The organism is Microbacterium sp. zg-YB36 (genome assembly GCF_024623575.2).
Lineage (GTDB): Bacteria > Actinomycetota > Actinomycetes > Actinomycetales > Microbacteriaceae > Microbacterium.
In genome coordinates this window covers 18,210-43,156 of sequence record NZ_JANJFD020000005.1, presented here as the reverse complement: position 1 = coordinate 43,156, position 24,947 = coordinate 18,210, and the positions used below count along the sequence as shown (strand labels likewise).

The 24,947-nt window shown below is 64.7% G+C and carries 21 protein-coding genes; 15 read left to right on the top strand and 6 right to left on the bottom strand.

What is annotated here, in order from left to right; translation table 11 throughout:
• The first annotated feature begins 3 nt into the window (after window positions 1-3).
• The 5 genes from NQ151_RS12150 to NQ151_RS16780 all read left to right on the top strand — a co-directional run bounded on the left by NQ151_RS12150 (window position 4) and on the right by NQ151_RS16780 (window position 5,873).
• Window positions 4-909 carry a hypothetical protein gene (locus NQ151_RS12150; RefSeq protein ID WP_257528233.1) on the top strand — a complete coding sequence of 302 codons (906 nt, stop codon included), beginning with the start codon at window positions 4-6 and terminating at the stop codon, window positions 907-909.
• 236 nt (window positions 910-1,145) lie between these two features.
• Window positions 1,146-2,531, top strand: a complete 1,386-nt coding sequence (locus tag NQ151_RS12145; protein ID WP_257528232.1) for a sugar transferase — start codon at window positions 1,146-1,148, stop codon at window positions 2,529-2,531.
• A complete protein-coding gene (locus tag NQ151_RS12140) occupies window positions 2,528-3,796 on the top strand; it encodes a hypothetical protein (protein ID WP_257528231.1) in 1,269 nt (422 codons plus the stop codon). Before NQ151_RS12145 ends, NQ151_RS12140 begins: the two co-directional genes overlap by 4 nt.
• A 173-nt stretch (window positions 3,797-3,969) precedes the next feature.
• On the top strand, window positions 3,970-5,220 hold the full coding sequence (locus NQ151_RS12135) for an MATE family efflux transporter (RefSeq protein ID WP_257528230.1): 1,251 nt from the start codon (window positions 3,970-3,972) through the stop codon (window positions 5,218-5,220).
• 290 nt (window positions 5,221-5,510) lie between these two features.
• Window positions 5,511-5,873 (top strand): acyltransferase, encoded by a 363-nt coding sequence (locus tag NQ151_RS16780; RefSeq protein WP_353477576.1) that lies wholly within the window; start codon window positions 5,511-5,513, stop codon window positions 5,871-5,873.
• 77 nt (window positions 5,874-5,950) lie between these two features.
• On the opposite strand, the gene NQ151_RS12130 is transcribed toward NQ151_RS16780, so the two are convergent.
• From NQ151_RS12130 to NQ151_RS12110, 6 genes are all read right to left on the bottom strand, one after another.
• Window positions 5,951-7,525, bottom strand: a complete 1,575-nt coding sequence (locus NQ151_RS12130; protein ID WP_257528229.1) for a glycosyltransferase family 2 protein — start codon at window positions 7,523-7,525, stop codon at window positions 5,951-5,953.
• Between the two features lie 197 nt (window positions 7,526-7,722).
• On the bottom strand, window positions 7,723-7,929 hold the full coding sequence (locus NQ151_RS16775) for a serine O-acetyltransferase (RefSeq protein ID WP_353477575.1): 207 nt from the start codon (window positions 7,927-7,929) through the stop codon (window positions 7,723-7,725).
• A gap of 415 nt (window positions 7,930-8,344) precedes the next feature.
• Window positions 8,345-8,992 carry a glycosyltransferase family 4 protein gene (locus tag NQ151_RS12125; protein WP_257528228.1) on the bottom strand — a complete coding sequence of 216 codons (648 nt, stop codon included), beginning with the start codon at window positions 8,990-8,992 and terminating at the stop codon, window positions 8,345-8,347.
• A gap of 645 nt (window positions 8,993-9,637) precedes the next feature.
• Window positions 9,638-10,717, bottom strand: coding sequence for a glycosyltransferase (locus NQ151_RS12120; RefSeq protein WP_257528227.1), 1,080 nt, complete (start codon window positions 10,715-10,717; stop codon window positions 9,638-9,640).
• Window positions 10,710-11,828 carry a glycosyltransferase gene (locus NQ151_RS12115; RefSeq protein ID WP_257528226.1) on the bottom strand — a complete coding sequence of 373 codons (1,119 nt, stop codon included), beginning with the start codon at window positions 11,826-11,828 and terminating at the stop codon, window positions 10,710-10,712. Before NQ151_RS12115 ends, NQ151_RS12120 begins: the two co-directional genes overlap by 8 nt.
• A gap of 126 nt (window positions 11,829-11,954) precedes the next feature.
• Complete coding sequence (locus tag NQ151_RS12110; RefSeq protein WP_257528225.1) at window positions 11,955-12,542, bottom strand: LbetaH domain-containing protein; 588 nt, start codon at window positions 12,540-12,542, stop codon at window positions 11,955-11,957.
• A 54-nt stretch (window positions 12,543-12,596) separates the two neighbouring features.
• Between NQ151_RS12110 and NQ151_RS12105 the strand changes: the two genes are divergently transcribed.
• The 10 genes from NQ151_RS12105 to NQ151_RS12060 all read left to right on the top strand — a co-directional run bounded on the left by NQ151_RS12105 (window position 12,597) and on the right by NQ151_RS12060 (window position 24,812).
• Window positions 12,597-13,901 (top strand): glycosyltransferase family 4 protein, encoded by a 1,305-nt coding sequence (locus NQ151_RS12105; RefSeq protein ID WP_257528224.1) that lies wholly within the window; start codon window positions 12,597-12,599, stop codon window positions 13,899-13,901.
• Window positions 13,898-14,926, top strand: coding sequence for a GDP-mannose 4,6-dehydratase (gmd, locus tag NQ151_RS12100; RefSeq protein WP_257528223.1), 1,029 nt, complete (start codon window positions 13,898-13,900; stop codon window positions 14,924-14,926). Before NQ151_RS12105 ends, gmd begins: the two co-directional genes overlap by 4 nt.
• Window positions 14,911-15,903: a GDP-L-fucose synthase family protein gene (locus NQ151_RS12095; protein WP_286130182.1), complete on the top strand. Its 993-nt coding sequence runs from the start codon at window positions 14,911-14,913 to the stop codon at window positions 15,901-15,903. Before gmd ends, NQ151_RS12095 begins: the two co-directional genes overlap by 16 nt.
• Window positions 15,904-16,275: 372 nt before the next feature.
• Window positions 16,276-17,580, top strand: coding sequence for a UDP-glucose dehydrogenase family protein (locus NQ151_RS12090; RefSeq protein ID WP_257528222.1), 1,305 nt, complete (start codon window positions 16,276-16,278; stop codon window positions 17,578-17,580).
• Window positions 17,581-17,791: 211 nt separating this feature from the next.
• On the top strand, window positions 17,792-18,598 hold the full coding sequence (locus tag NQ151_RS12085; RefSeq protein WP_257509109.1) for a response regulator transcription factor: 807 nt from the start codon (window positions 17,792-17,794) through the stop codon (window positions 18,596-18,598).
• Between the two features lie 24 nt (window positions 18,599-18,622).
• Window positions 18,623-20,278 (top strand): sensor histidine kinase, encoded by a 1,656-nt coding sequence (locus NQ151_RS12080; RefSeq protein ID WP_257528221.1) that lies wholly within the window; start codon window positions 18,623-18,625, stop codon window positions 20,276-20,278.
• Window positions 20,275-21,408 carry a hypothetical protein gene (locus NQ151_RS12075; protein WP_257528220.1) on the top strand — a complete coding sequence of 378 codons (1,134 nt, stop codon included), beginning with the start codon at window positions 20,275-20,277 and terminating at the stop codon, window positions 21,406-21,408. Before NQ151_RS12080 ends, NQ151_RS12075 begins: the two co-directional genes overlap by 4 nt.
• Window positions 21,409-21,412: 4 nt before the next feature.
• On the top strand, window positions 21,413-23,203 hold the full coding sequence (locus tag NQ151_RS12070; protein ID WP_257528219.1) for a DUF4012 domain-containing protein: 1,791 nt from the start codon (window positions 21,413-21,415) through the stop codon (window positions 23,201-23,203).
• Window positions 23,204-23,254: 51 nt separating this feature from the next.
• Window positions 23,255-23,809 carry a cell wall protein gene (locus NQ151_RS12065; protein ID WP_257528218.1) on the top strand — a complete coding sequence of 185 codons (555 nt, stop codon included), beginning with the start codon at window positions 23,255-23,257 and terminating at the stop codon, window positions 23,807-23,809.
• Between the two features lie 142 nt (window positions 23,810-23,951).
• Window positions 23,952-24,812: a response regulator transcription factor gene (locus NQ151_RS12060; RefSeq protein WP_257528217.1), complete on the top strand. Its 861-nt coding sequence runs from the start codon at window positions 23,952-23,954 to the stop codon at window positions 24,810-24,812.
• Window positions 24,813-24,947: the final 135 nt, after the last annotated feature.

Below are 24,947 nucleotides of genomic sequence, written 5' to 3'. Positions count from 1 at the left end.
CTCATGGCACGCCGCCCGCGCGGTGTAACACGCACGAGCCGCCTGCTCGCGGTGGCCGCCGTGGCGTTGCTCGCGATTGGCTCGACTGCGCTGGCTGCCGCTGCCCTGCAGCACGGCAACCCTGACACCCCGTCGCGCACGCCCGCGCCAGCGCCCACGTTTGACCTGGGCGTGGAAAGCGGAGTGCCGGAGACCCCGGCAACGGTATCGCCGCCGCCTGCACCGATCGCAGACGCGCCCAGGGCGGATGAGCGCTTTCTTTCGATCGGCTCGGGTGGCATGTGGCGCGCCACCGCTGGCGAGTGTGGAGTGACCCCGCCAGTCGTGGAACGTTCGACCGACGGCGGCCACACCTGGACCGACGTGACGCCGCTCTACCGCGGCATCGGCCAGGTGCAGGGCCTGGATACGTTCGCTGGAACCGAAGCCGAAATGCTCGCCCATATGGGCGATGCGTGCGACCTCGAGCTCTTGCGCACCTTCACTCAAGGCCGCTTCTGGGAGCCCTATCCCGACGTTCTTCCAGATGCGACCTACCTCTCTCCGGTAGACCGCGGTGTAGTCGTGACCCCTGATGGCGAGATCGATGCGCCGTGCGATGATGCGTGGGGATTGCGCACCTCGGCGGACCTGGTCGCGCTGATCTGCGAAGGAATCGCCTACCGGCTCACCGACGGCGAATGGACGTCGCTCACAGATGACTCTGCGGTCGCACTCGCCATCTTTGACGACGTTGTGGTCGTGGCGCACTCCGATGCCGCATGCCCCCAGTTGGCTGTCTCGCGGCTGGGCGCCGAACCAGCGCTTGCCGGCTGCGTGGACGCTGCGGATAGGACGGCGGCAGCGCTGGCGGTGAGCGGTGACGGTCTCCTGGCCTGGTCCGGCGACCGGTTGATTGCGGTCGGGTGAGTCGCCGTGATTCCTGGCGTCGTAGAGCCGTCATATTCGACTGATAGGTTTCCCTACGGCGGTATGACAATTCGTATGGGCGTGAAGGGGCAAGCTTGAGGGCGAATGATCAAGTCAGGTCGTCCGATGTCGCGCGCTCCTTTGTCTCCCACGTAATTCCGCCTCGCAAGTCCACCCCGGCGATCGACCGTTGGCGTGAGCACTACAGCCGTCGACTATGGCTAACGGACACACTTGTGCTCACCTGGATCGTATACGGCACTCAGATCGCCTGGTTCGGCCTAGGCAATGTGGACGTCACCGTCCGCGCCGACAGCCGGCTGAGCGAAGTCTCATACTGGGCGTTCTCGGCGATGCTGATCGTCCTATGGATGTGGATGCTGAGCTTGTTTGACACCCGCGACTCGCGCATCATCGGGAGCGGCCCGACGGAGTACACGAGTATCATGCGAGCGAGCATGGCGCTCTTCGGCGGCATCGCGATCGTCGCGTTTCTAACCCGGGTAGATGTCGCACGCGGCTACCTTCTAATTAGCCTGCCGTTCGGCATGGGGGTACTTCTCTTTGTGCGGTGGCTCTGGCGACAGTGGCTCGTCGCCAAGCGATCTGTGGGTGAGTACTCCGCCCGTGTGCTGCTGGTGGGCTCCCGCCAGTCCGTGCTCGATATCGCGGCCGAGCTGATGCGCGCGCCCAGCAGCGGTTACCGCATCGTGGGGGCGTGCATGCCTGGGGCAAGCGAGCACGAAACGCTCGCCGCAACGACAATCCCGATCGTGGGAGACGTGAGTGCTGTAGACCACGCCGTCGCCGCCACGGGCGCCGACACCGTGATCGTCACGAGCACCGACGAGCTTCCTCCAAACAAGGTGAAGCAGATCTCGTGGGGCCTAGAGGCCGGCCGTCAGCACTTGGTCATCGCGCCGAGCATCATGGACGTCGCCGGTCCGCGCATCCAGACACGACCGGTCGCGGGCCTTCCCCTTATCCACGTTGAGACGCCACGCTTCAGCGGCGGTCAGCGGGTGGTGAAGCGCGCCATGGACCTCGCCGCGTCGATAGTCGGCGTCGTCGTCATTAGCCCCCTGCTCGCGTTTTTCGCAATCGCCGTGCGACTGTCGAGCGAGGGTCCGGTTTTCTTCCGTCAGACGCGCATCGGCCTCGGGGGGCGGGAGTTCACCATGCTGAAGTTCCGCACGATGGTGGTCAACGCTGAGGAGCTCATTGACGAGCTCCGCGACCAGCAGCGCGACAGCGGCAACGAGGTCCTGTTCAAGATGAAGGACGACCCTCGCGTTACTCGGATCGGCCGCATCATGCGCAGGTTCAGCCTGGACGAACTGCCCCAACTGTTCAACGTGATTGGTGGATCGATGTCACTCGTCGGGCCACGCCCGCCGCTTCCCCGCGAGGTGGTGATGTACGAGCAGCACGTTCACCGTCGCTTTCTCTCGAAGCCCGGCATCACCGGGCTGTGGCAGGTGAGCGGCCGCTCAACTTTGAGCTGGGAGGACTCGGTTCGACTCGACCTGTCCTACGTCGATAACTGGTCGCTTGTGAGCGATCTCGTCATCCTCGCGAAGACAGTCAAAGTTGTCGCAGTGCCTGGGGAGACCGCGCGATGAATGCGCACGACGATATGACTGATGCTGACGCGAGGACCGGACGCATAAGAAGGTTCCTGCTGGGAACGCTCACTTTCCAAGGACTCCCGGTTCTCGGGGGAGCATTCCCCCTGGCCACCATAGTTGCAATCACATTAATACCCGTCCGACCGGTCGCCAAGCGACCCATTTTTGCCAAAACGCTGCCGTTCCTCGCAGTTCTGTGCGTCGCGGCACTACTCGGGTCATCACTTCTGCAGCAGCGAGCTATCCCGCAAGAGTCAATTTCGTACCTCGGCGCCACGGCGCTGCTCCTTTGGGTCGGCATTGGAACCGCGTCCGGGGCACGCGGCGCCTCAGAAATCCTCTTGTGGACCTCGGTCGGGACCGGCGCCTACTGGTTGGCCGTCGGCAACGACCTCACCCGCGCTGGGCTTGACTACCTTTGGAAGTTCGGAATCGCCTTTCAAGCTGTTGTCATCACACTCTGGATAGTAAGTCGACACGTCAAGAACTACCGTGCGGCCAGCGTCGCGGTACTAGTCCTGGGCACATTAGTCAGTCTGTTCGCGGGCTACCGCTCGGCAGCACTGATCGCGCTCGCGGCCGCTCTCATCACGGTCGTAAAGGGCACAGACCGCCGGCTGGGACCGATGCGGCTCACTTTCGTAATCGCCGGTGGCGTGGTGGCCTACTGGCTACTCACGGCGAGCATTGACGCTGGCCTCTTCGGAGTGGAGCTTCAGATAAAAACGCTCGCACAGTCCGGCTCCGGAGTTCTTGGTGGGCGGACGGAGTTGGCGCTGTCAGCAGCCGCGATCGGAGCTGCTCCCGCCTTCGGATGGGGATCGCTTCAAGCAGTGAACGCCGAAACCATCGGCCGTGCGCAGCGAATCGCCGAACACTTCGGGCTGGACCCGTCTGTGTATCTTCCCATCTGGATCCGCCCTAACGGAGCCCTCTCCGTTCACTCAATGCTCTTCCAAGCATGGATCGAAGGGGGCTTGATTGCCGCGGTGTTTCCGTTGGCACTTGTCGGACTATTGATCTGGTCCGTGCTTGCCTCGCGCGGGCGGTGGTCAGCGTTGACCGTGTTCGCCAGTCTCGCCACAACCTGGGATCTCCTGTTCTCTCCTTGGGACTTTGGTCGCTCTGCCCTAATCGCGGCCTCCTGCGCACTGGCCGTCTGGTCGATCGTGAGCGCCGGGAGATCGGATACCACGGGCTTCCGCACGACACCGTCGCTTCAGCAGCGCTCACGCCTGGGACACCACATTGAGCACTGATATGCACCTGGCCCTTAAGCGGAGAGGTCTGGCAGCTACCCCGCAGCGATCCGGCGATCCGAACACGCCGAATCGCAGGCCACGGGGCGACGGAAGGCGGGAGGCGTATGTCAGACGCTGATGCGCCCGGCCCACCCGCCCGCCGCACGGTCGGACTTAGTGCTCTGGTGAGGGTGGCCACTTTTCCATTCACCGCCATCGCCGCGTTTGCCTCGGCAGCGCTGATCATCGGTTACGCGGGTCCGACCTCATACGCCGCGATGTCGGTGGTTATCACCCTTTCCCAACTCGTCCCCTATGCCGACCTAGGCGTAGGTGCCGGTGTTATCAATGCAGTCTCAACGGCAAGGCCCGGCGACGATTCTGGCAGGCGCGCAGCAGCGAGTGCAGTTCGGTTGCTGCTTCTTTCGGGAGCAGCAATCGTGATCATCGGCGTCGCTGTCGCCGCCCTCGTTGGCTGGCCCTCGGTGCTCAGCCTCGACGACCAGAACCTCGCTGGCCTACCAGAGGCGATACTCGGAGTGATCCTACTGATTGGGGTAACGGTTCCCCTCGGTATCGGCCAGAGGATATTGACTGGCTTGTTCCTAAACCCGACCGCAATTGCGATTTCCGCAGTCGGGCCAATGCTCGGGCTCATCGGGACCGCCTCGATCGTGGGTGCCGGTCTCCCCCCTGTTTTCCTTGTCTTCCCCCCAGTTCTCGGATCGGCCGCGGCCGCGCTAATTGCTTCGATGCTGGCATTCCGGAGGATCAGCTTCCGCGCCGCCGACGTCTTTCGCGTGAAAAGCTTCGGCTCCCCTGGCCTCCTTCGAATCGGGCTGTGGTACTTACTCTTAAGCATTGCGTCCGCAAGCGCTTTTCAGTCTGGTCGCCTGGTCCTCGCGCACACCTCGTCACTTGAGATTCTCGCGCAGTTCGCGATCACGATGCAGGTTTACTCACCGGTTTGGTCGTTCTTTGCAGCCGGGGGCACCGCACTGTGGCCGATATTTTCCCGCCGACGGATGCAAAATCGAGCTTCATCCCCCTTGTTCTTCCGGATGACCGTAATATTCGCGTCCGCGGGCGTTCTGTGCGCAGCATGCCTGGTGGCCCTGGGCCCGTGGGTTGCGGCCGTGCTGTCGCAGGGCACGATTGATACAGGCCGGCTCGTCTTCTTGGCTTGCGGTATTTTAATCGTTGCGCAGTCATTCCAACTTGTTCAAGGAGTTTTCCTGACCTCTCAGAGGGGCATCAGGCATCAAGCCCTTTGGTCTCTCCCGCTTGCGGTCACAGTGATTCCACTTGCGCTCGTATGGTCCGTGCCGGCCGGCGCCGCGGCCCCTTTTATCGCGGCCGCGACGGGCGTCACGTTGTTTCAGATCGTGCCCAACTTCATACGAATTCGCAGGCAGGGAGCGCGCTCAAATGAATCCGACTAGCCCAAACCCGAGTTGGGCCCGCCTTCGGGCCGGGGTTCCGGCACTCTTTGGCGAGTTTCGGGTTTCCATTCCGCGGACGGTTCGCGCGCGGGCCCTTTCCCCGAGTTCTCGTGGCAACAAGGTTCGCCCTTCGAGGCGGAGGCTCAATCACGGCCCCGCGGGGCGGGTTTCTTCACCTGGGCACAGGCTACTTCGGCTTTGTGGATCGTCATGTTCGTAGCCTTCTGCGAATTCGGGGCGAACTGAAGATTCAGGGGAGCGTCCGTATCGCTCGCGGTGCCGCGTGGGATATGGGAGAGGGTGCGATCGTAGAGGTAGGGAACGGCACCTACTTTTCACCCTTCACGAGAGTAATCGCGACGGGACGAGTATCAATTGGCGCGCGGTGCGCAATCGGTTGGTCGACCGAGATCTTGGATACGAACTTCCATAGCCTCTCCGACGAGTCGTCATCGACGGCGGATTCGACAAGCGTCACGCTCGGTGACCCTGTCTGGCTTGGTAGCCATGTGAAAGTTCTGCGGGGAGTTTCCATCGCCGATGGATGCATCGTGGCCGCGGGAAGCGTCGTCACACGCTCCGCGCCTGAACCCAACTGTCTCTTGGCTGGAGTTCCGGCTCGCATCGTTAGACGCGGGGTTGAATGGTCTTAGTGCATCCCGGCGGCCAACACGCGGGTTAGAGAGACGCCAGTCGCTCAGGGCTTCTCGTCCCGCCTTCACACCTCGAGTTAGGCAGTGTATGCCGAGCCGTCGGCAGCCTTGGGGGCGGCGGCGACCGGCAGCCGCCGCATGACGCCGAAGACCAGTCGGTCCGTGACGGAGGTCAGGGGGCGAACGAGTTTCGCCCATTTCGAGTACTTCTCGCGCAGGCGGGCACTCTCGTCGATGGATCCTATGGAGTCCGCGTGGGTGCTCGTAATACTCGCCGGGTGGATACGGAAGGCCGCTACCTCAGTTGGAACGTAGCGAAGCCGCGCCGCCTGTCCTAGGCGCATGAACAAGTCTTGGTCCATAGCAGCAGTGAGGGATTCATCTAGTTTCCCCACACGAACGACCGCTGACCACCTGAACAGAGCACCGGGCTGTGGAACGAGGTTCTTACCGAGGCGGACATACCACTGCGCCCACCAGCCCGGCCTCATCATCCACATGGTCGCCCCGGTCTCCGAGATGAAACGAACCTTACCGTAAGCCGCCGACGACACCGGATCGGCATCCAGTGCGGCAATCGTGGACCCCAACGATCCGGGGCTAAGAAGATCGTCATCTCCGAGCCAAGCGACGTACTTGGCCGAATGAGGTGCTGACCACCCGTCATTAATGGCCGCGGACAGGCCAGGTCGTTCAGACTCGAGCAGTTCGATGCCGAGCTCCTGTGCAAACCTCGTGAGCCCCGCCCTCTTGGGAGCAACCAACCGAACACGGACGTGCACCCCAGCTGACTCAGCACTCTTGATCACGGATGAGACGGAGGCGCGCAACCATTCCGGCCGCGAGCCGAGTGTCGGGATGACCACCAGCACATTCTCATTCGACTCCGTGCTGTACAAAGTTGACCTCTTCTCGATGGTGGGCGAGAAACTGAGACCGAAGTGAGAAATGACCCTCGAGAACGTTGCGTCGTTTTCGGATGCGCCCACATTCCGGTGATAAAGCGCATGTTCCTGACTTGCTCCACTAGGTGCATAGTCCCGCACAATCGCCACCCTCATTGCGGGAGTTCCCGCAAGCCCAGCGGCGGCCTTGAACCAGATATCGTCTGCAGACGGCGCCAATTGGGCGGCTAGGTCGAGTGCGGCGGCGATAGGGGCAAGACCGTTGGGCGGATAGAGAATTCCGCCGCGCCCCGTAAGAAACACGAGGTTGCTGGCTTCCAGGGCCGGCGCCTCTGGCCATGAGGTGTACGGTGCAAATTCCCCGTCATCGTTGAACGAGATTGTCGTTCCGCGCGTGCCGATGACCGTGTTCGGAAACCACTCTGCGGCTGATGCGAGTAACGCCAGCCAACCTCTGCTGTAGAGGACATCGTCGTCGGCCGTGACAATCTTCCGAGAAGGGAACTCCTCGATCGCCGGCACAAGCTTCTTGTAGGATCGCGTGTTTGTGTCGACCCACCTAATCGACAGTTGCGCGCGATGACGGCGCACAAGCCTCCGCAGCGGAGGCGGGAGATCCAATTCCGCCTGCGGAAACTCTTCGGCGGCAAGGTAGAGAACGACCGGGGCCCCGACGGATTGCATTAATAGGCTCTTCACCGTGCGATGCACCACGCGCACCCGTGCCGGATAGGACGTCAAGGTCACCACGAGATCATCCCGAAGCCCCCTGGGGCGACGGGCGGGCGCGAGGGTTACGGTCGCTCGCGCCAACAAGCGATCCTTCTCACGAGCGATTCGGGACTTCATCCGCACCGCCGCAACCCGCCCAATGCGCGCCTCATTCGGTGCACCGTCGGCCGACCGGAGCCACCGGCGCCAGAAGGCGGTGGGCGCATGCTCATTCACTGGGCCACCTGCCGCACGATTCGAGCTGGATTCCCCACTGCGGTGGTTCCCTCAGGAACGTCCTTCACCACAACGGACCCCGCGCCGATCTTTGCGTCCGCGCCGACGCTGATTGGGCCTATCAGAACGGCGCCGGCGCCAACCTCACACCGATCGCCCAGCGTGGGACTGGCGCCACTGTCTCCGCGGTTTCCGATGGACACGTGCTGGCGCAATACAACGTCCGCGCCGATAAGCGTGTCGACGTTCACCACCAACCCGAACCCGTGCGCGATCGTTAGGCGGGGGCCTACGAGGGTCTTCACCGGGAGCTCCACGCAGAGAACCCACTCAGACAAGACGTTGTACAGAAAGATGATCGGTAGCGCCCAGATCTTTGGTCGTTTGTCGAATGGCCACCGCGCGGCTTGAGCAAGCCGAAAGGCGAGCAACAGAACTTGGGTGCGGGGCCTGTGCCTGTTGCGCCAGAAATCCTGGAAGAGCCATCCACGAGACCAAAATGGCCTGTATGAGCGTGGGCACCCGTATCGGTGGCTTGTGGCCCCCTGCCGCGCAAGATCATGACTTACATTCTCTATCACTCCGCCACAAACTGTGGCGGAATCGCATTCGTTCAAGTTACTTATCTCCGATTAGTTCTAGGATCACGGCGGCACTATGGCGCCCAAAGTCGTCCCAGGTGAGTTGCGACACCAACTGTTGTGCGCGCCTGGAGACATCCGAGAGGATCCGTCTGTCGCCATCCAGCGACGCCAGAAGTTCACCAAGTGCGGCGGCATCTCCTACGCGCACAATTAACCCGTTCTCACGGTCGGTAACCGGCTCACCCACGCCAGTGCTCTCGGTCAGGATGCACGGCAAGCCCGCTGCCATGGCTTCGAGCGCGACCAGTGCAAACCCTTCCGCCAGGCTCGGCAGCGCGAGCACATCCGCTTTTCGATATTCGAGTTGCAGCGCTGCGGACGATAGCGGCCCCAAAAGTTGGACATTAGCCATGGGAAGTGCGCGCTCGCGGACAAGGGCACCGGCGTCCCCCGCAACCCGCAACTCAACTCTTTCACCCAGGCGTGCCATTACCTCGAGGAGATACCCGATTCCCTTTCGCTGGTTCGCTTGTCCCGCAAACAACACTTTCAGCGGTCCGTTGTCTGCCGCATTGACATCTCGCCACGTGAGCGCGGGGGCGCCGTAGCGGACGACCTGTACCCGCTTAGTAGACCAAGGGGCCGGATTCTCCGCCACGAAATCACTCCCCGCAATCACCATGTCGGCGGCTTCGATTTCCTCTCAACGGTCTTGGCGGAGATGCTCGTATGGCGCGAGCGCCGCTGACCATTCAGGGTTGCGCGAGGCCTCCGCGTCGAGAATTGCAACCAACGTCCGGCTGTCCACAATGGGCTGCAATAGTACCCGCTTGGATCTCCCGGAGGCGCTGCGAAACGCTCGCAGGCTGCAGGTCTTTGGCCAACCACGGCGTCGTAGGCCATTGAGTGATGTTCCACTACTCTTGCTGCTGCCGCGGCCACGCTCCGCGTCCGCCTCCTCATTGCGCGAAGTGCGTGATCGCTATCGCGAAGGCGAAGGGCCCGGAACAAGAGTTCCCATGCGAGCCCGCGATGGTGGATGTTGACGCGCTGGGACGTTTCCCGCGGGAGAACTCGGGACTCAAGCGCAGGCGCCACCCTCGGAAACCACTTCCCTACACGTCGGATAAACGCAGATTCCTTCAACTGGGAACCTGTCATGTAGTCGACGTCACATCCCGTCGCAGATAGCCGCATGGCAACATGCCGGGGTTCAGGATGCGTGGCCGCATTGATAACGAGAATTCTGACGCGACCGTCGCCGCGCCCGCTTGACTCACTGCGTCGAGATAACATCTTCTTTTCCGTCCAGTCATGACAGCCATCGTCAGGCGAGCAGTTTCAATACCCCCTGGTGGTAGTTCTGTACCATCTGCTCCAGAGTCGGGTAGTCCCAGTCAGCCGGTCCGAACCCCGACCTGTTCGCAATCCGCTCAACCAAGTCAGCGTAGGCCAACGGGGTGTCCTGCGACGTGAAGACCGAGACGCCCTCGGCGAGGTACTCCGCTTCGGGAGCGTGGTAGGGCCAAGTCGTCGTAATTATCGGGATGCCAGCCGCTAGAGCGTCAACGGCCAGGAGCCCAATCCGACCCGGCGACAGGATCGCAATTGACTGCGCGAGGAGATTCGCCTTGTCATGTCCTCCCACATAGCCCAGGATCCGCACCTGTCCGCGGCCAGCGGCCGAATCGAGCAGGTGCCGATCCTCTCCTTCACCGCCGACGAGGATCCTCACCGGTACGTCACGGTCCGCGAGGATCTGGAGGACTTCTGCCAAGAATCCAAGACGCTTGCTACTGTCCAGCCCTCCCAGAGAGGCAAACGTCGCGATCTTTGTCTTGTCTAGGTCAACCGCCGACCGCACCGCACGAAGGTCTCGGCGAAGCGCTGTCGTGTCCACGGAGTTCATGACCGTCGTGACGTCGTGCGGATGGGCACCCCAACTGATGGCCTTTCTGGCCCCGGTTGGCGTGTATGCGAAGATATGGTCCGCTTTGCGGACCATCCACCGCTCGAGAGCAGCGTCCAGCGGGTTAGGCGGCGAGACATACGACTCCACATGCCCCCAAAGCCCAACCGAGGTGTTTCTGCTCGTCAAGGCAAGGTAGGGGTCTAGGGAACTCCCCATCAGTGGCATAATCACCGCGTCAGCACCCTTCCAGAACCGCCGGGTATTGCCGACCGTCAGCGTGCGACCAGCCACTTGCAGTTGTCGTGGAGCTCCATCGACAGCCCACTCCGCCCTTGCCTGATCTCCGCGCGCGGCTTGAGATCCATTGGGCTTCCCCGCCACAACCGTCATCCCGATGCCGTCGCGGCTCAAGACTTCTCGCAACCCCGAAAAAAAGGCGACGCGGTACAGAGGGACGTACGGCTGCACGATGCAGACCTCGGCCGCGTTAGCCATCTGCCGCGCCCGCGTAATCCGCGCTGAGAGACTCGGCCACCACAGCGATATTGAGCTCGGCATGAAGGTAGGTCTTCGCACCCGCGACCATCGCCCGTGCACGGTCCTCATCCCGCAACAATCCTGCGACCGCCGCGGCCAAGCCCTCTGGTGATCCGTTCGTCACCGCGGCCGCGCCATACTGAAGGCACATCTCCGCGATCCCTAGCGACTCTGTGACCACAACTGGCGTCTCTGCACGGAATGCTTCTAAAACGGTCATCGGAAAGACCTCCCCCACGGATGGGAGAACGAAGACGCGGGCGTTAGCCAGGAATTCGTCGGTCTCGCTTGGGGAAACGGCGCCGACGATGCTGAGCCGATCACCAAGGCCTGACCGGCTTGCAGCGCTTTGGACCGCGGCAAGCTCGCCCTCGTCGGGGCCCGCGAGGACATACCGGAGGTCAGGAAACTCCGCCGAGAGGATCGCGGCCATCTCAATGAATGCCACGGGGCGCTTCCGCTCGTGCAGCCGTGCCATGAACAGCACCGTGTCTTCGCGTGCTGGAGGGGTGGCCGCCGAGAGGGGAATCACGACCCCATTGCGGATCCGCTTGAGTGTCGCTTGCGGCTCGACCGACGAGACGTCTCTGTCCTCGCGCCCAGTCAGGGTGTACACGGCCCTCGCTGATCTGAGGATCGGCCGGGTGTACATCGCGTCGATCGGCACCGAGAGCGGGTTCGAGGATCGATCGATCATCCCGTGCGTCTGAACGAAAAGTGGCACACCCGCGCGCAGCAGCATGGCGGCGGCGGGAAGTGTCACGAGATCGCGGGCAAGGTGGACATGAGCTGCATCGATCGCTGCGGCGTCTGCTTTCAACGCGGTCGTCAAGCCGACAGCTCGCATCCCGGCGAAACCAAGTGAATCAAAGCATCTACGCGCGGGGAACAGCCGACGCTCGTACCCGTCCACGGCGTCGTGGGTAGCGCCAGGCAATGGAGCTGCCGCCCAGAGGGTAACGTCATGGCCGGCCGCAGCGAGCGCCGCGCACTGCGCCTCCGCCACACGAGTCGGGCCACCGAATGCTCCGTCGGGAGAAAGATAGGTGACGATTTGAGCGATCCTCATAGCAAGGGCCTCTCGATCTTGTCGCCACAGGAACAAGCGGCTCGCGGAGAGCCCTCCCCGTCCAGACAACTCATGAGCCGTCCCAAGTCGTCACCAATGGAAATGTCGATCGACCAACAAAGCTCATCAGGTTTGCGCCGAGTCTTGAGCGTCATCAACTCGATCGAATCTATGCCCGACCACCACGCATTCATCGCCGCTCACGACCGCGTTTGGTGGCACGTCTCCAAATACAACGGTCAGGGGCTTCACGAGCGCAGATCTTCCCACAGTAGCGCCTCCTAAGACGACGCAGCGCGACGTGATCCAGACGCCGGCATCGATGTGGATTGGACGAGTGATCAACGCCATGTCGCGACGGTGGGCGTGACTCCCGGTCGTCATGAACGTCTCCTGCGAGATCACGACATCGTGACCGATGTAGATGTGGTCCTGATTGTGGAACCAGACCCCCTCTCCAACCCAGGAGCGATTTCCGACATGCAGCTTCCAGGGGAACTTCACCCGCGTCCGCGGACGAAAGACCACTCCGTCTCCGATTTCGGCACCGAACGCTCGAAGCACTCGCACTCGCAGACCTGAGCTGATCTGCCACGGATTCGTGACAAAGAGCAGTTCACAGGCGGCCCAGAGGTAGACGATCAACGCTGGTCGGTCCCAGGCGGCGCGCTCTCCTGGCGCTTTCGATAGATCGATCACCGGCACGTTGTCCAAAAGTCCTGCCTTTCGGTAACCCGGACGAAATCACACCCACGATAGCCTCGTGATGTGTCAGACCAGTTACGCCGAGTCCTCATCCTCGGACTCAACTATCCCCCGGAGCGTACGGGCATCTCTCCATACACCGGCGCGATGGCGCGCGGAATCGTGGGTCGTCAGTACGAGACGCGGGCACTGACTGCACATCCCCATTATCCAGACTGGAGGGTGAAGCCAGGTTATGGGCAGTGGGTGCGGCGCGAAATCATCGACGGTGTGCAGGTCACCAGGCTTCTTCATTATGTACCCTCCCGTCCTTCGGGGTTCAGGCGCGCACTTTCAGAGTTGACCTTTGGTCTCCGACAGGCCGGACAGCCCTGGGAAGAGCCTTCGGTGATCGTTGCTTCCTCACCTGCCCTCATATCCACAGCAGTCGCCCGCCTTCGTTCACTGATCACGCACGCCAAGACACCCTTCGTTGTGTGGGTGCAGGACCTCTATAGCCTCGGACTGAGCGAAACCGGCCAGTCGAACGGTCTCGTCCTGAGGGCGATGCACCGCGTTGAAGGATGGTTGCTTCGTCACGCCGACCGCGTCATCGTGATCCATGAGCGATTCGCATTGCGCGTACACGAGGACTTCGAGGTGCCGCTATCGCGCATCGAGGTGATCCGAAACTGGACCCACCTTCCACCAGCCGCACCAGTAGATCGCGCCCTCGTGCGTGAATCGCTCGGGTGGTTATCCGGCGAAACGATTGTGCTTCACGCCGGAAATATGGGCGTCAAGCAGGGGCTTCGGAATGTGGTCGAAGCAGCACGCCTCGCGCATGACCGGGACGATCGCGTACGGTTCGTATTTCTTGGAGGCGGTTCGGAGCGCCCTCATCTGGAAACGCTAGCAGCGGGGCTAGACACAGTCACCTTCATGAAGGCGCTTCCAGACGATGAGTTCGCGGCTGCTCTACAGGCCGCCGACGTGCTGCTCGTCAATGAGAAAGAGGGGGTAGCTGAGATGGCGGTGCCGAGCAAGCTCACTTCCTACTTCTCGGCAGGTCGCCCCGTGCTTGCCTCTACCGACGCAGATGGGATAACCGCGGAAGAGATCCGACGATCGAATGCGGGTGTTGTCGTACCCGCCGGCGACCCTCAAGCCTTACTCGACGGGGTCCTCACATTGACCGCGGATCCCGCCCGAGCGAACACCCTTGGCGCGAATGGCCGCAGATTCCGCGATAACGTACTCGCTGAGACCACTGCGATCGACGCCTTTGACGCACTATTGTCACGCCTCATCGACGCTGACGATCTCTCGATCCAGCCGCCACCTGACCGCACGCTGCATTCCCGCCCGACGAACACGGAGACACGATGACCAAGCGCGCCCTCATTACCGGCATCACTGGCCAGGATGGCTCCTATCTCGCCGAGTTGTTGTTGTCCAAGGGCTATGAAGTGCACGGCCTCATCCGCCGCGCCTCCACCTTCAACACCTCACGCATCGATCACCTTTACGTCGACCCGCACGATCCCGAAGCGAAGCTCTTCCTGCACTACGGCGATCTCAGCGACGGCGCGCGCCTGGTGACGTTGATGGCGCAGATCAACCCGGACGAGGTTTACAACCTCGCCGCACAGTCGCACGTGCGGGTGTCGTTCGACGAACCGGAGCACACCGCCGACACCACCGGTACCGGCACGATTCGTCTGCTCGAGGCGGTGCGCCTCTCCGGCATCCACACGCGCTTCTACCAGGCCTCGTCGTCTGAACTCTACGGCGCGACCCCTCCCCCGCAGAACGAGGACACCCCGTTCTACCCGCGCTCCCCCTACGCCGCGGCGAAGCTCTACAGCTACTGGATCACCAAGAACTACCGCGAGGCCTACGACATGTTCGCGGTCAACGGGATCCTGTTCAACCACGAGTCTCCTCGCCGAGGGGAGACGTTCGTCACCCGCAAGATCACCCGCGCCGTTGCCCGCATCAAGGCCGGCACCCAGAAGGACCTGTATCTCGGCAACCTGGAATCCATCCGCGACTGGGGTTACGCCGCCGAGTACGTCGAGGGCATGTGGCGCATGCTGCAGGTCGACACACCGGAAGACTTCGTCTTGGCCACCGGCGTCGGGTACACCATCAAGGACTTCCTCGAAACGTCCTTCGGCCACGTCGGACTGGACTGGATGGAGTTCGTCAAATTCGACGAGCGCTACCTGCGCCCCACCGAGGTCGACGCCCTCATCGGCGACCCGTCAAAGGCGGCGGACAAGCTGGGTTGGACCCCGACCATCGACGGCAAGGAGCTCGCCAAGCTCATGGTCGACGCGGACCTCACGGCCCTCGAAGAGGGCCAGCACTGGATCGACACCGTCAAGCTCCCCTCGTGGGCCGCAGCGTGACCGCGAGCGACCGGCTCGATTACACGCCGGGCGAACTCGATCGCGACGCCACGTTCTACGTGGCAGGGCACCGTGGCCTCGTCGGGTCTGCGATCGTCCGTAAGCTCGCGGCTTCCGGATTCGGGAAGGTCGTGGGCAAGTCGTCGGCCGAACTCGACCTGAAGAACCGCGACGCGGTGTTCGAGTACATGGCCGAGATCAAGCCGAGGTACATCGTGTTGGCCGCGGCGAAGGTCGGCGGAATCCTCGCCAACAGCACGTACCCGGTCGACTTTCTCAGCGATAACCTCCGCATCCAGACGAACGTGCTGGATGCCGCATTGGCGAACGATGTCGAGCGCGTCGCTTTTCTGGGCTCGTCGTGCATCTACCCCAAGCTGGCCGCGCAGCCGATCCGCGAGGACTCGCTGCTGACGGGGCACCTCGAGCCCACTAACGACGCGTATGCGATCGCGAAGATCGCCGGCATCCTGCACACACAAGCCGTGCGCCGCCAGTACGGGCTCCCCTGGATCTCCGCCATGCCGACCAATCTTTATGGCCCCAACGACAACTTCTCACCCCAGGGCTCGCACGTGCTGCCCGCGCTCATCCGCCGGTACGACGAAGCCGCGTCATCGGGCGCACCGACCGTCACGAACTGGGGCACCGGCACACCGCGCCGCGAGTTCATGCATTCCGACGACATGGCCGACGCCGTATTGCATCTGATGGAGCACTACGACGGTCCCGAGCAGGTGAACGTGGGCACGGGCACGGATGTGACCATCCGTGAGATCGCCGAGGCCATCGGCACCGTCGTGGGATTTACCGGGAACACCGAGTGGGACACCACCAAGCCCGACGGCACGCCGCAGAAGCTGCTCGATGTCTCCAAACTCGCCGAAGCGGGCTGGACCGCGAAGATCACTCTCGAAGAGGGCCTCGAGCGCACTGTTGCCTGGTACCGCGACAACGTGGACGCTATTCGCGAATAGGCGATGCTCAGGCGAACTCGTCGTTGTCCTGCACTTCATGCGCGACCGAGCAGTAGGGATGCGCACCGCGCCATATCGCGCGGTGCGGACGCACTAAAGCCCCGCATTCCTCGCACTGGACAGTGCCGACGCCCCACATCGTCCTGTCCACGAAAGCCAAAATCCCCATGAGCATCGTTCCCCCACAACGCCCTTACCGCTCCGCACGAGCGGACCCCAATGGACCCCATCGTCCGCACGCGACGCTACGCCCCCTATAGGCATCAATCAATGGCCTCCGCGGTCTGCTAGGAATAGGGAAGGACACGATAGCCGCCCACCGGTGCCGGCACCCGCATCCGAAGCCCCTACTTCTTCGACCTGAGGAATGCCATGCGTCTGTCTGTCATCGGTTGCGGTTATCTCGGCGCGGTTCACGCGGCGGCCATGGCATCCATCGGTCACGACGTGGTCGGCATCGACGTGGACGAGAGCAAGATCGCGTCCCTCTCGCGCGGCGAGGCACCGTTCTTCGAGCCGGGGCTGCCGGAGCTGCTGACCGAGGGCATCGCGTCCGGCCGGCTGCGGTTCACGACCGATATGGCCGAGGCGCAGGGCGCGAAGGTGCACTTCATCGGCGTCGGCACCCCGCAGCAGAAAGACGGGTCGGCGGCGGACCTGACCTATGTGAACGCCGCGGTGGACGCACTCATCCCCTACTTGTCCGAGGGCGATGTCGTCGCAGGCAAGTCGACTGTGCCGGTGGGGACGGCTGCCACGCTCGCGGAGCGCGTCGCGCCGACCGGCGCAACGCTGGTGTGGAACCCCGAGTTCCTGCGCGAGGGCTTCGCCGTGAAGGACACCATCGACCCCGATCGGATGGTCGTCGGGGTGCGCGAAGACGGCGAGCGCGTCGCCGACATCCTGCGGGAGGTCTACCACCCGTCCGTTGCCAAGGGCACGCCCTTCATCGTCACCGACTACGCCACCGCCGAGTTGGTCAAAGTCGCCGCCAACGCGTTCCTGGCCACGAAGATCTCGTTCATCAACGCGATGGCCGAGATCGCCGAGGTCACCGGTGCCGACGTCACCACGCTGGCCGATGCGATCGGACACGATGCGCGCATCGGTCGCCGGTTCCTGGGTGCCGGCATCGGGTTCGGCGGCGGGTGCCTTCCGAAGGACATCCGCGCGTTCGCTGCCCGTGCCGAAGAGCTCGGTCGGGGCGAGTCGATCGCGTTCCTCCGAGAGGTGGACGCGATCAACATGCGCCGCCGTGACCGGGCGGTCGACCTCGTCGTGAGCGCCCTGGGCGGATCGGTGTTCAAGAAGAACGTGACGGTGCTGGGCGCAGCATTCAAGCCGCACTCCGACGACATCCGCGACTCGCCCGCCCTCGACGTCGCCGTGCGCCTGCATGGCCTGGGCGCGTGGGTCACCATCACCGACCCCGAGGCGATCGAAAATGCACGGGAGCGGCATCCGCAACTGAATTACGTCGCCGACCGCGACGAGGCTTTGCGCGGAGCCGACGCGGTGATCGTCGTGACGGAATGGGACGAATACCGGCGGCAGATGTCCCCTGAGCACGCGGCATCCCTCGTATCCGGACGCGTCATCGTCGACGGCCGAAACTGCCTCGACGCTGCTGCCTGGCGTGCCGCCGGGTGGGAGTACTACGGCATGGGTCGCCCCTAAGTACCAGAAATGCGCATCCGGATGCAATGGTTTTACGCCGCTTGTCGCGGCGCCCTAATTTGATCTCGGCGGCCTCGGATTTTAGAGGGGTCTTGCCGGGGCCGCCTTCTCCCGTCGCGATTGCCCCTAGCGCTGAGCGCGCGATCTGGGCACAATCAGATCCACCGCGAACGGACGAGGGGGTCCCGTTCTCGGGGGTGCAGGGGGAACCATGGCGCACACAGCATCGCCGAGGGCTGTCGTTATCGAAGACGACACCGACGTTCGCCATTTGCTGATTGAGATCCTCACCAGCGCGGGATTCACCGTCACCGCCGCCGAGAACGGCATCGACGGCATCGCCGCGGTGGTCGCCTACGATCCGGTGATCACCACCATCGATGTCGACATGCCGGGCATCGACGGGTTCGAAGTCACCCGGCGCATCCGCGCGCAGGGCAGTGACGCCTACGTCGTCCTGATCACGGCGCTCACCGATGAGGCCGATGCGGTGCTGGGGTTCGGCGTCGGTGCCGACGACGTGGTGACCAAGCCCTTTCGCCCGCGGGAGCTGCGAGCGCGACTGCTCGCCCTGTTGCGCCGCCCTCGCGTCTCCGACCCTGATGCGCCGCGTAGCGACGGCTCCGCCACGAGTGCGGCTTCCACGACCACCCACGTGTCGGATGCGGTGCGCTTGGACGGGCTGCTGCTGGACCGTGACACCCGCACCGTCGTCGTCGACAGCAACGACATCGCGCTCACGCGCACCGAGTTCGAGCTGCTCGCCACGATTCTCGAGTCAGGGCGCCGGGTGCGCAGCAAAGCCGACCTGGTGCTCACGTTGCACGACGAGACCTACCTCGATCCCTCCAAAGTCAGCGAGGCCGACGAGCGCGCGATCGAAGCGCACATGACCAACCTGCGTCGCAAGCTCGGCGATAGCGCGCTGCAACCTCGGTTCATCGAGACGGTGCGCGGTGCCGGATATCGCGCGGTCGCGCCGCACCCGGATGAGGACGCCGAAGACAGCGAGCCGTAGTCGCCATCTGGATACACTGACCCCATGGCGGACCCCCCGACCCCCGAGGTACCGCCGCGCAACGACGGCGTATCCACCCGGTGGAGCGACCCCCGCACCCGATCCATCTGGCAGTGGCAACTGGTGCTCGCCGTCGCCGTCGCGGCGATCGCCGCTGTCATCGTGCTGCTCACGCCGCAGACGTTCGCCCATCCGGTGTTCATCCTCGGCGTGCTGCTGCTCCTGCTCGTCAGTGCGCTCACCCTCGTGGTGCCGTGGGACCGGTTCTCGCACCGCACCGTCGCACTGATCCCCGGCCTGGACATCATGGCCATCGGGCTCATGGCCTCGGCCAGCGACGGTCTGCTCGCGATTCTCTGGGTGTTCCCGATCGCGTGGGTCTCGACCTACTACTCGCTGCCGTGGCTGGTCGCCGCGCTGTGCGCGATCGCGGCGATCCTCGTCACCGACATGCTCCTCACCTCGCTCACCCCCGAGCAGACCGTGCAGCTGCTGGTGGTGCTGCTGGCGCTGGTGTTCATCGGGGTGACCATCACCACCGGTTCCCGCCGCACGCGCGCCTTCAGTCGTCTGCTCGAGCGTCAGTTCGCGCAGCTGGAGCGGACCCTCCGCCGCGTCGAGGCGCAGGAGAAGCGGGCTCTCGTGCTGTTCAACTCCGTCGACACCGCACTGGCCCGCGTCGACGGGCGTGGCATCATCCGAGGCGCGAACGATGCGTATCAGCGCCTCTATTCGATCAGCGACGCCTCCCACGCCCACCCGCCGGCCGCCGTCGAATACGACGGCTACCGCGGCGAGCCGCTGCCGCCGCACGACACGATGATCGCCCGCGCGGCCCGAGGCGAGATCTTCGCCGATCAGCGCATCTGGCTGTACGACACGTCCGGGCAGTGGCACGCGCTCGACGTCTCCACCAGCGTCGTGGCATCCACCTCGGACGAGCCCGAGGTCACGCTGCTGACCATTCGCGACGTGACCGCGGCGGTCAACGCGGAGCAGGAGAAGAAGACGCTCACGAGCGTCGTGTCCCACGAACTGCGCAATCCGCTCACCTCCATCGTCGGGCACGTCGATCTGCTGCTGGACCGTGACGATCTGCCCCGCGACGTGCAGGAGAAGCTGGCGGTGGTCGAGAACGCCGGTCAGCGGATGCAACGGTTGATCGCCTCCGTCCTGGAGAAGAACAAGCCCGCCCCGCCGGCGGCACGGGTCGTCGACCTGGGCCGCGTCGTCGCGGCATCCGTCGATGCGTTCGGCCCTGCGGCACAGACCGAGCAGCTCACCGTGGAAGCCGCACTCGAGCGCGACCTGTTCGTCACCGGCGATGCCTTTCGCCTGCGCCAGGCGGTGGACAACATCATCGGCAACGCCGTGAAGTACACCCCGCGGGGTGGGACGATCCGCGTGGATGCCCACCTCGTCGACGGGGAGGTCCGCCTGGCGGTGACCGACACCGGCATCGGCATGAGCACGACGGACGTGGACCGCGTGTTCGAGCCGTACTTCCGCGGCCAGACCGCGCGCGACAGCGGCATGCCGGGCACCGGACTGGGCATGGTGATCACCCGCGAGATCGTGCAGCAGCACGGCGGGCAGCTGTCGTTCACGAGCGCGCTCGGGCGCGGCACCACCGTTGTGGTGCACCTTGCCGCGCACGAGCAGGATGGAGCGCCAGAATGATCAACTCGGGTGTGAGCGTCGTGCTCGTGGCCCTGTCGACGGTCAACACCGCGGTGATGGTCGGGCTGGCGTTCTTGTACCGGCCCAGCCGCGCGACGGGCATCTGGACGTTCGCGTTCACGCTGGCGATGATCACGTCGTACGGGTGGGTCGCCGCGGACGCCATGGGCTCCGTCTCGCTGCGTGCCGCGTGCGCCGCCGCCATGCTCGGCGCGACGGTGTTCATCTGGGTGGGGCTGCGGGTGCGACGCGGCGCGCGCTCCTACACATGGATCGCCGTGGTGTTCACCCTCACGTGCACGATCGTGCTGCCGCTGACCGCAGAGCTCGATGCGTTCTCGATCATCTTCCGGGCGGCTTTCGTCGTCGCCGGCGTCTTCGCCGCCCTCACCCTCGCCGAACTGGTGCGCATCGGGGCGCGGATGCGGCATGAGACCCTGCCGCTGGCGGTGGCGTCAGCCGGTTTCATCATCTTCAGCGTGCTGAGTGTCGCCGACGGCCTCATGCGCGGCTTCCCCACCGGCGGCGCCGGTGCGGGCGACGCTCTGTCGCTCATCCGCGACCTCAACTCGATGGCCTCGATCGTCTACGGCACGGCCGCCATGATCACCCTGCTGCTGCTGTCTCGCGAGGGCGCATCGACCCCGCACGTCACGCTGACGACGACCCCCTTCCGCGCCGTCGCCGAAGACCGGCTGCGGCGTGCTGAGGCGGCGGGCGACCCTTGGTGGTGCCTGCTGGACATTCGGCTGGACGACCCGGAGGACCTGCGTGAGGCGTTCAGCGCTGCGGACTTCTCCCGCATCGCCGACCGCTTCGCGCGCGATGTCACCTCGGTGCTGCCGCCCGACGCCGACATCGAGTCGCAGGGTGACAGCGGGATCGTCGTGCTGCTGCCGCGACCCGAGGGCGCGGTGCGGCAACTGCTGGCGCGGCTGCTGGACAGGGTGGCCACCGCGGACTCCGCCCGGCCGATTGCAACACGCGTCTCGGCGAGCATCGGCTGGGCCAGCGTCGACACCGTCGGCTACGACCTCGACGAACTGCTCGCCGCCGCCCGCGCAGCCAGCGCCCAGGCGCACCGCAGCGGCGGCGACCGCTGGGAGCGCGTGACGCTCCCCGTAGGCTGATCGCGTGACCGCTGCCGTTCTCCCCCGACCCGTGCGCATCGCGGGAATCGTGTTCGCAAGTGTCCTGGGGGCCCTGCTGGTGGCAGCCATCGTGGCCGGCGCGTGGATCGGCGTGCGGGCGGCATCGGCCTACCAGCACCTGCGCACCGCTCAGGCCACTATGGGCGAGGCAATCGACAGTCTGAGCGATCCGGCCCAGGCCGCGGGGCTCATCAACGCCCTCTCCGGCGAGACGTCCGCCGCACACCGGCTCACCTCCGACCCGGTGTGGCGTGCCGCCGAAGGCCTACCCTGGATCGGGCCGCAACTGGCCGCGGTGTCGACCATCGCCGCGGCGGCCGACGAGGTCGCCGGAACCGCCCTCCCCCCGCTCGCCGAGGTGGCCTCGGCCTTCTCCGTCGACGCGCTGCGACCCGCCGGCGGGCGCATCGACACCGCGGTGTTCCAGGCCATCGCCGAGCCGGCGCGAGCCGGAGCCGACGACGTCGCCGCGGCGGCGGCATCCATCGCCGCCATCGATCGCACGCCCCTGCTCGGTCCGGTGCGGGACGCAGTCGCCCAGGTGTCGGACCTGCTGCGCACCGGAGCCACCGCCACCGACGCGCTCGCCCGCGCGAGCGCGCTGTTGCCGGGCATGCTCGGCGCCGACGGCGAGCGCGACTACCTCATCGTGTTCCAGAACAACGCCGAGTGGCGCTCCCTCGGGGGCATCGTCGGCGCGATGGCGGTCGTCCACACCGCGGACGGCACGCTGGAGCTGAGCGCGCAGAATTCGGGTGCCGCGTTCCCCCGCTACGACGACGCCGTGCTGCCACTGTCCGATGAGCTGCTCTCGCTCTACGGCCCGCGCCCCGGGCGGTGGATGCAGAACGTCACGCAGGTGCCCGACTTCGCCGTCTCGGCCGCGCTGGCCCGCGAGATGTGGCTGCGTGAGACCGGTCGGCACATCGACGGCGTCATCGCGATGGATCCCGTCGCGCTGTCGTACCTGCTGGAAGCCACCGGCCCCGTGACGTTGCCTACCGGCGATGAACTCACCGCCGACAACGCCGTGCAGCTGCTGCTCAACGAGGTGTACCAGCGCTATGAGCGCCCCCGAGACCAGGACGCGTTCTTCGCCGCCGCGGCGGCCGCGGTGTTCGAACGGCTCGCCGGCGGCGCGGCGGACCCCGCCGCGATGGTCGCCTCGCTCGCCCGCGCCGGCCAGGAGCGCCGCCTGCTGCTGTGGAGCGCCATCGAGGGCGAGCAGGACGTGCTCGCCGGCACCACCCTCGCCGGGGGTCTGCCCGCGACCGACGCCGAGGCGGGCCGGTTCGGGGTGTACCTCAACGACGGCACCGGCTCGAAGATGGACTACTACATGCGTGCTGACACGCAACTGGCGTGGAGCACGTGCGCGCTCGATGACGAGGGCCGCGCCACCGGGGAGGCGAGCCTCACCCTCACCCTCACCAACACCGCGCCGGCGGATGCCGCGACGTCGCTGCCGGAATACATCACCGGGGGCGGTAATTTCGGCATACCGCCGGGAGTGTCCCGCACCGTCACGTACCTCTATCTTCCGCGGGGCTACGAGCTGACCGAAGCGGACTTGTCGATCGACAAGGGGTTCGGCGGCGGATTTCACGACGATCGGCAGGTGCTGTCGTTCGGCGCCGACCTCGCGCCCGGTGAAAGCGTGACGGTGACCGTCTCAGTACGCACGCCGGGGCCCGCCGCCGCCATGATCATCGCCGAAGTGACACCGACGATCGCGGCGGACGCGCCGACCGAAATTGTCGCGGACTGCCTTTAGCCCATAGAGTCGGAAAGCGGCGGTTTTTCACGCCTTTATCGAAAGAGACTCATGACGCATCGAGTGACCCAGGCCCTCGCCATAACGGCGATCGCAGCAGCCTCGATGCTGGCCCTTCCTGCAGCGGCCAACGCCTCCACCATCTACCCGCCGTCCGACTCGTGCGCGGTCTCATCCGCAACCATGGTCGCGGGTGAGCCTTTCGACTTCACCTGCAACGCCAGCACGTTCAGCGCCAACGAGACGGTCACCATCACGATCACCGGCGAGAACGGCGCGGGTGCCACTTTCGGCGCCGCATTCGTGAAATTCGCCATCTCCACCGGCAGTACCACGCGCACCTCCACCGCGACCGGCTCACTCGAGCCCGTTGAGATCACGTTGCCGGCAGATGCCAGCGGCGTGTACAACATCGCGGCGATCTCGGCGACCTCGGCCGGCGGCGCCGGCAGCACCACGCTCACGTCAGCCGACGGCAGCCTGCCGGTCACCGGTGGCGACAACGGCGGGATGATCCCCCTGTGGCTGGGCGGCGGCGCCCTGCTGCTGGGTGGCACGGCGATCGCCGCAGCAGCGGCCGCGCGACGCGCGCGCGCTCAGCACTGATCCTCGGCACGCACCCGCGCATCCCACCGTTCACCGGCGGCGTAGGCCGCGGTGTAGCCCTTTTGAGGCGTGCACAGACACACCGCCCCGTCGTGTGTACCATGAGGAAAAAGATCACCCCGTCCCCCCGAGGTTGTGCAATATGACTGATTCCACCGCGCCACCGAAAACCGCGGTGATCGTCGAAGACGACCCGGATATCCGGCATCTCCTGGTGGAAGTCCTGGGAGCCATGGGGTTTGCGACCGTCTCGGTCGACAACGGCGTGGATGGCGTAGAGGCGGTACTGGCCTACCAGCCGCTGATCACGACACTCGATGTCAACATGCCAGGAATCGACGGATTCGAAGCCGCCCGCCGCATCCGCGCCCAGAGCGACACCTACATCATCATGCTCACCGGTCTCGAAGAAGAGGCCGATGTGCTGCTCGGGTTCGGCGCCGGTGCCGACGAGTACATCTACAAGCCCTTCCGCCCGCGCGAGCTGCGCGCCCGCATCGACGCGCTACTGCGTCGCCCGCGTATCGGCGGGGACACCGCGAACGTCGGCCAGCAGCACCAGTCTGCCCCGACTTTCGCCGGCGCCCAGCTGGCTACGGCCGTCCTCCCGGCGCTTCATCCCCCCGAGCCGGCGCCCCCGCAGCCGCACCCTCACGGCCGGCTGGGTGCCGGCGCTCTCGCACACCGCGATCTCGAACTCGATCCCGACAGCCGCATCGTCATCGCGGCCGGGCAGGAATTGGAGCTCACCCGCACCGAGTTCGACCTGCTCTCCACGCTTATGGAGTCCAAGCGCCGGGTGCGCAGCAAAGCAGATCTCACCCTTGTGGTGCGCGCGGACTCGTACGTGACGAACTACTACGTCGGCGAAGCGGACAAGCGCGCCATTGAGGCACACATGACAAACCTGCGCCGCAAACTCGGCGACAGCGCCGCCCTCCCCCGATACATCGAGACGGTACGCGGCGTCGGCTACCGCATGACATCGGATTCCGCGGACTAGCGGCGTCGCCGCCACGCGCACTTCCTGTTCCCGACGTCGCGGCGGTCACCTCGCGGAAAGTCCGGGCACCCATGTCTCCCCAGACACGGACGTCAGAACTCGGGTTCTCCGCGTGATGACTCCTGAATACTAGGG

What these genes read in the sequence shown, in the direction of transcription:
- NQ151_RS12120 (WP_257528227.1), bottom strand. Translation starts at nt 10,717, where the DNA reads ATGGCTAACGCGGCCGAGGTCTGCATCGTGCAGCCGTACGTCCCTCTG.
- NQ151_RS12085 (WP_257509109.1), top strand. Translation starts at nt 17,792, where the DNA reads ATGGCGCACACAGCATCGCCGAGGGCTGTCGTTATCGAAGACGACACC.
- NQ151_RS12075 (WP_257528220.1), top strand. Translation starts at nt 20,275, where the DNA reads ATGATCAACTCGGGTGTGAGCGTCGTGCTCGTGGCCCTGTCGACGGTC.
- NQ151_RS12125 (WP_257528228.1), bottom strand. Translation starts at nt 8,992, where the DNA reads ATGGTGATTGCGGGGAGTGATTTCGTGGCGGAGAATCCGGCCCCTTGG.
- NQ151_RS12140 (WP_257528231.1), top strand. Translation starts at nt 2,528, where the DNA reads ATGAATGCGCACGACGATATGACTGATGCTGACGCGAGGACCGGACGC.
- NQ151_RS12080 (WP_257528221.1), top strand. Translation starts at nt 18,623, where the DNA reads ATGGCGGACCCCCCGACCCCCGAGGTACCGCCGCGCAACGACGGCGTA.
- NQ151_RS16780 (WP_353477576.1), top strand. Translation starts at nt 5,511, where the DNA reads ATGGGAGAGGGTGCGATCGTAGAGGTAGGGAACGGCACCTACTTTTCA.
- NQ151_RS12060 (WP_257528217.1), top strand. Translation starts at nt 23,952, where the DNA reads ATGACTGATTCCACCGCGCCACCGAAAACCGCGGTGATCGTCGAAGAC.
- NQ151_RS12150 (WP_257528233.1), top strand. Translation starts at nt 4, where the DNA reads ATGGCACGCCGCCCGCGCGGTGTAACACGCACGAGCCGCCTGCTCGCG.
- NQ151_RS12065 (WP_257528218.1), top strand. Translation starts at nt 23,255, where the DNA reads ATGACGCATCGAGTGACCCAGGCCCTCGCCATAACGGCGATCGCAGCA.
- NQ151_RS12090 (WP_257528222.1), top strand. Translation starts at nt 16,276, where the DNA reads ATGCGTCTGTCTGTCATCGGTTGCGGTTATCTCGGCGCGGTTCACGCG.
- gmd (WP_257528223.1), top strand. Translation starts at nt 13,898, where the DNA reads ATGACCAAGCGCGCCCTCATTACCGGCATCACTGGCCAGGATGGCTCC.
- NQ151_RS12115 (WP_257528226.1), bottom strand. Translation starts at nt 11,828, where the DNA reads ATGAGGATCGCTCAAATCGTCACCTATCTTTCTCCCGACGGAGCATTC.